The 6,221-nt window shown below is 44.8% G+C and carries 2 protein-coding genes; both read left to right on the top strand.

What is annotated here, in order from left to right:
* Nucleotides 1-4,305: an amino acid adenylation domain-containing protein gene (locus ACEW9J_RS13180; RefSeq protein ID WP_373545576.1), complete on the top strand. Its 4,305-nt coding sequence runs from the start codon at nucleotides 1-3 to the stop codon at nucleotides 4,303-4,305.
* Nucleotides 4,302-6,221 (top strand): condensation domain-containing protein (locus ACEW9J_RS13175; protein WP_373545575.1); only part of this gene is annotated, 1,920 nt, incomplete at its 3' end. The genes ACEW9J_RS13180 and ACEW9J_RS13175, both read left to right, overlap by 4 nt.

The raw sequence follows: 6,221 nt of genomic DNA, 5'->3' as shown, positions 1-6,221 counted from the left end.
CTGTCAACCGGACCCATCATGCAAATAGTGATGTTTGACTTGGGACATCAGCGGGAGGGACGGTTATTGATTGTAATTCATCACCTAGCGGTAGATGGAGTGAGCTGGCGGATTTTATTATCAGACCTCGAAACAATTTATCAACAATTAACCACACAACAACCAATTCAACTCAGTCCGAAAACCACAGCATTTATTGATTGGGCAGAAAAATTATATCATCATGCCCAATCAGAACTACTCAAATCGGAGTTAGACTATTGGCTCAACCAACCTTGGGAGCAAGCCACCCCCATCCCCATAGATCTAAATAGTCAGACCGCCGACAACACGATCGGTAGTACTAATTCAGTGACCGTAACCTTGAGTGCCACCGCCACCCACAAACTATTAGGTTCAGTCCATGAAGCTTACAACACCCAAATTAACGATCTGCTACTAACTGGATTAGCCATGACCCTAGCCCAGTGGACGGGGAATGCCGCAGTCCCGATCGATCTAGAGGGACATGGACGAGAAGAACTATTTGAAGATGTAGACTTATCAAGGACGGTGGGTTGGTTTACTAGTTTATTTCCCGTCTTACTACAACTCCCGTCATCAAACTCACCAGCCACAGCGATCAAAGCGATCAAAGAACAATTACGGACAATTCCGCAGCGGGGAATTGGCTACGGGATTTTGCGATACTTGTGTGCGGATGAAGAAGTTAAACAACAACTACAGCGCATTCCCTCTCCAGAAATCGGTTTTAACTATCTCGGACAATTCGACCAAGTTGAATCGGCAACAGGCTGGAAATTTACCCCTGAAGCCACTGGACAACAACGGAGTCCACTTCAAAATTGGGAGCATCGATTAGATCTTAATTGTCTGGTGATAAGAGGGGAATTACAAATTGACTGGACTTACAGTAGTCAAGTTCATCAGCGAGAGACGATCTCAGATTTAGCACAAAGCTACCTGCAAAATCTCACAGTCTTAATCGAACATTGTCAGTCTGAGGATGCTGGTGGACATACACCATCTGATTTTCCTAAAGCACAATTAGAACAATCAGAACTTGATGAATTAGTAGCTCCCATTTCCGCTAAAAATATCGAAGCAATTTACCCATTGTCGCCGATGCAACAGGGGATGCTATTTCATAGTTTATATGCGCCACAAAGTGGAGTCTATGTCGAGCAAATGACCTTGACATTAATAGGAGATGTCAATGTTGAGGCTTTCAAATCTGCTTGGCAAACAGTGATAGATCGATATTCAATTCTCCGGACGTTATTTATCTGGGAAAATCGCCCCATTCCACTCCAAATAGTATTAAAACAGGTGGAGCTACGTTGGACTAATCTAGATTGGTTGTTGTTATCCCCTGCAACACAACAACAGCAATTATCGGAGCTGTTGCACGCACAAAGAGGGCAGGGTTTTCAGTTTGATCGAGCACCATTGATGGGGTGTACGTTAATACAACTTACTCATGATACTTACCAGTTTGTCTGGAGCTTTCACCATATTTTATTAGATGGATGGTGCTTGCCAATTATCTTTAAAGAGGTTTTAAGTTTCTATGATGCTGAAGTTAGTAGTAAAACTTGTTATCTGCCATCTCCAACACCCTATCAGGATTATATTACTTGGTTGACTGCTCAAGACCGAGCCGCCTCGACTGATTTTTGGCGACAGATGTTACAAGGCTTCAGTGCGCCTACCTCTCTGGTCGTCGCGCTGACTCCACATCAGTCTCTACAGCCAGACTCAAATTACCGAGAACTGGAATTTCGGTTATCTGCCGATGTCAGTGGTAAATTGCAAGCTCTGGCGCAACAGTGGCATGTAACGCTATCAACCGTTATTCAAGCTGCTTGGGGTCTACTTTTAAGTCGTTATAGCGGTGAGCAAGATATCCTGTTCGGGGTGACGGTTTCTGGTCGTCCGGCTAGTTTGTCTGGGGTAGAAAATATGGTGGGATTATTTATCAATACTCTCCCTTTACGGTTGCAAATATCCCCCGAACAACAACTCATCTCTTGGCTCAAACAAATACAACAGTTGATGTTGGAATTACAACAATACTCTTATACTCCACTTGTCGAGATTCAATCTCTGAGCGAGATAGTTGGCGGAATCCCTTTATTTGAGAGTATTGTGGTGTTTGAGAATTATCCCATGGATCGTTCTTTAGCTCATAATACTGGTTCGTTACAGGTCGGCGAGATTGTGGGTTATGAACAGACTAATTTTCCACTGACTGTGATTGCGGTGCCAGGGCATGAGCTGTTAGTAAAAATTAATTACGATCTAGTTCGATTTGCTGAAGATACAATCGAGCGGATGTTGGGACATTTGCAAACAATTTTCTCTGCTATTGCCACCAATCCCCACCAAACACTAGGTGAATTGCCTTTGCTGAGTGAGGCCGAACGCCATCAGTTGTTAGTAGATTGGAATGACACCGAGCGGGAGTATCCCAAAGATCGATGTATTCATCAGTTGTTTGAGGAGCAAGTAGCGAAAACACCAGATGCTATTGCGGTGGTCTTTGAAGAGCAAGAATTAACCTATCAACAGTTAAATGAACGCGCCAATCAACTGGCTCATTACCTGCAAACTTTGGGAGTCAAACCCGAAGTCCTAGTGGGCATTTGTGTCGAGCGTTCGCTAGAGATGGTGGTGGGATTATTGGGGATTCTCAAGGCGGGTGGAGCTTATGTACCTCTCGACCCCAGTTATCCAGCAGAACGCTTGAGCTATATGTTGTCTGATGCTGGGGTACAGGTCTTGTTAACGCAAGAAAACTTGTTATCAGTTCTGCCCGCTGATGCGGCACGGATGGTCTGCTTGGATAGGAATTGGGAGGCAATCCAGCAGCATTGTCAGGAGAATCTGATGACTGATGTTGGTACAGATAATTTGGCTTATGTCATCTACACGTCTGGTTCTACCGGACAACCTAAAGGGGTGTGTGTGGCTCATCGAGGGGTAAACCGTCTAATAGTCAACACGAATTACATTAATCTCCAAGAACAAGATGTAGTTGGATTGGCATCAAACTTTTCATTCGATGCTGTCACGTTTGAGATTTGGGGAGCACTAGTGCATGGCGCGAAGTTAGTGGGGATCGAGCGGGATGTGATGTTATCACCCCATCAGTTAGCTAACTCGATCCAATCACAAAAAATCAGCACGCTATTTCTAACCACTGCCTTATTCAATCAAATTGCTAATGCTGTGCCATCAGCGTTCAATTCATTGCAGAACCTGATGTTTGGGGGAGAAGCTGTCGATGTGTCGGCCGTCAAAGCAGTACTGAAGCATCAGCCACCACAGCGATTGCTCCATGTTTATGGTCCGACAGAAAGTACGACCTTCAGTACCTGGTACTTGGTGTCGGATGTTCTTGAAGAAGCTAAAACTATTCCGATTGGTCGTCCCATTGCCAACACCCAAGTCTATGTCCTCGACCGCCAGATGCAGCCAGTGGCGATTGGGGTGACTGGAGAACTACACATCGGCGGCGACGGACTAGCCCGAGGATATTTAAATCGTCCCGAACTCACCCAAGCGAAATTCGTTCCAAATCCCTTCTCATCTGACAAATCGGCACGGCTATATAAAACGGGAGATTTGGCGCGTTACCTAGCTGACGGCAATATTGAATTCCTGGGACGGCTCGACCATCAAGTGAAGATTCGCGGCTTTCGGGTCGAACTGGAAGAAATTGAAGCAGTCATTAGTCAGCACCCACAAGTATCTCAAGTAGTGGTGATCGATCTCGAAGACATTTCCGCTAATAAGTATTTGGTGGCTTATGTCATCACACAATCTGGAGCGGAAATCAGTAGTGCGGAAATCAAAGACTTCGTCAAAGAGAAAATCCCAAGTTATATGGTGCCAGGGGCAGTAATTTGCTTAGATTCATTGCCGTTGACACCCAATGGCAAAGTAGATCGACAGGCATTACCAAAACCAGACATGTCGTCGATGTCCTCAATAGATTTTGTCCCTCCCCGCACTCACACGGAAGAGGTTTTGGTTGAGATTTGGCGTAAAATCCTCAAAGTAGAAAAAATAAGTATTCACGACAATTTCTTTGCCTTAGGAGGGCATTCCTTATTAGCTACCCAAGTTAACTCTCAAATCAGTGAGGTATTTCAAGTAAAGCTGCCGCTGAAGAACTTGTTTGAATCAAGTACTGTGGCTAGCCTGGCAGTAAAGATTGATAATATTAGCTCGACACTACAAGCGTTTCAAAATCATTCTACTACCTCAACGACCAACGATTTAGAAGAGGGAACTCTATGAAATCCATTGATGAACTATTATTAGACATAAGCCGCCAAGACATAAAACTTTGGGTTGAAGGGGGTCTGTTGCGCTATAAAGCTCCGAAAGGAACCCTCAGCCCTGCAATCAAGGCTGAAATGGTAGAGCGCAAAGCGGAGATACTGGCTTTTTTACAGGACACAGCAAGTTCTGCTCGAATCCAGATTCAGCCAGCCCCACGCGATCGAGAAATGCCATTGTCCTTTGCTCAACAACGATTGTGGTTTATCGATCAATTAGAGCCTAATAGTAGTACTTATAATATGCCTGGAGCAATCAGGCTCAAAGGACAACTGGACATTGCTAGCTTAGAGCGAACTCTACAGGAAATTATTCGGCGGCATGAGGCACTAAGAACTAACTTCATCAGCCACAATGGTCAACCTATACAGGTGATACAGCAGAACAGTTCTTGGCAAATGACCTCGCTCGATCTCCAAGATTTACCAACTAGCAAGCGAGAAGCAAAAATTCAGCAGTTAGCGACAGTAGAAGCAGAGAAACCTTTTGCCTTAAATACAGATTCCCTGATTCGGGCAACTTTGATTATCGCATCAGCAACCGAGCACATCTTACTGCTAACCGTGCATCATATTGTGTTTGATGGTTGGTCGATGGGAGTGTTGGTGGAAGAAATAGCATTACTGTATAAGGCGTTTGTGCAAGGTAAACCCTCACCGCTGGCAGAATTAGAGATTCAGTATGTAGATTTTGCGGTTTGGCAAAGACAATGGTTACAAGGGGAGACTTTAGAGCCACAACTCACCTATTGGCAGCAACAGTTAGCTAATGCGCCAGCCTTTTTAGAACTCCCCACGGACAGACCACGCCCCCCTATCCAAACCTTTCGGGGCGCAGAGCAAATTTTTACCATCCCAGCAGAGCTAACGTCGGCACTCCATTTATTGAGTCGTCGGGAGGGAGTTACGCTATTTATGACTCTACTCGCCGCATTCGATCTGTTGCTGGGTCGCTACACTGGACAGACAGATATTTTAATCGGTTCGGTGATTGCCAATCGCCATCACGGTCAACTAGAAGGTTTAATCGGATTTTTTGTTAATACGTTAGTCTTACGCACCGATCTGTCTGGAAATCCCAGTTTCCAGGAGTTATTGGTCAGAGTTCGAGCAATGGTCTTGCCCGCCTATGCTCATCAAGACTTACCCTTTGAGATGTTAGTAGATGTATTGCAACTAGAGCGGACACCCAGTCATTCGGCGTTGTTTCAAGTAGCCTTTGTTTTGCAAAATGCTCCAGTATCTAAGATTGAGCTAGCTGACTTAACCCTGACTAATTTAGCGCCAGAACACAAAACCGCAAAATTAGATTTAACGTTATCTTTAGAACAAATTAACGACGAACTAATCTGCTCTTGGGAATACAATACCGATCTGTTTGATAATGACACGATCGCCAGAATGGCTGGTCATTTTCAAACATTGTTGACTGGAATCGTTGCCCACCCAGAACAGCCTATTGCCGACCTACCTTTGTTGAGTGAGTCTGAACACCAACAGTTACTGTTTGACTGGAACGATACTCAGACAAATTATCCCCGAGACAAATGTATTCATCAGTTACTTGAGGAGCAAGTATCGAAAACACCAGATGCTATTGCGGTAGTCTTTGAAGAGCAAGAATTAACCTACCGACAGTTGAATCAACGCGCCAATCAACTGGCTCATTACCTGCAAACTTTAGGTGTCAAACCTGAAGTCCTGGTGGGGATTTGTGTCGAGCGTTCGCTAGAGATGGTAGTGGGATTGTTGGGGATGTCCTCAAAGCTGGATACCATTTCAAACTCGAACGGCAGTGCGGTCTCTTTGTTTGGTCCGTGCCAACAGTCGAGCACCAAGACGAATCATGATTTGTTTCATCAAGTTGACACCAGT

This window comes from Chamaesiphon sp., assembly GCF_041737865.1.
Classification (GTDB): domain Bacteria; phylum Cyanobacteriota; class Cyanobacteriia; order Cyanobacteriales; family Chamaesiphonaceae; genus Chamaesiphon.
Note: the sequence above shows the minus strand (reverse complement) of the source record. Positions and strands in the feature narration are given on the sequence as shown.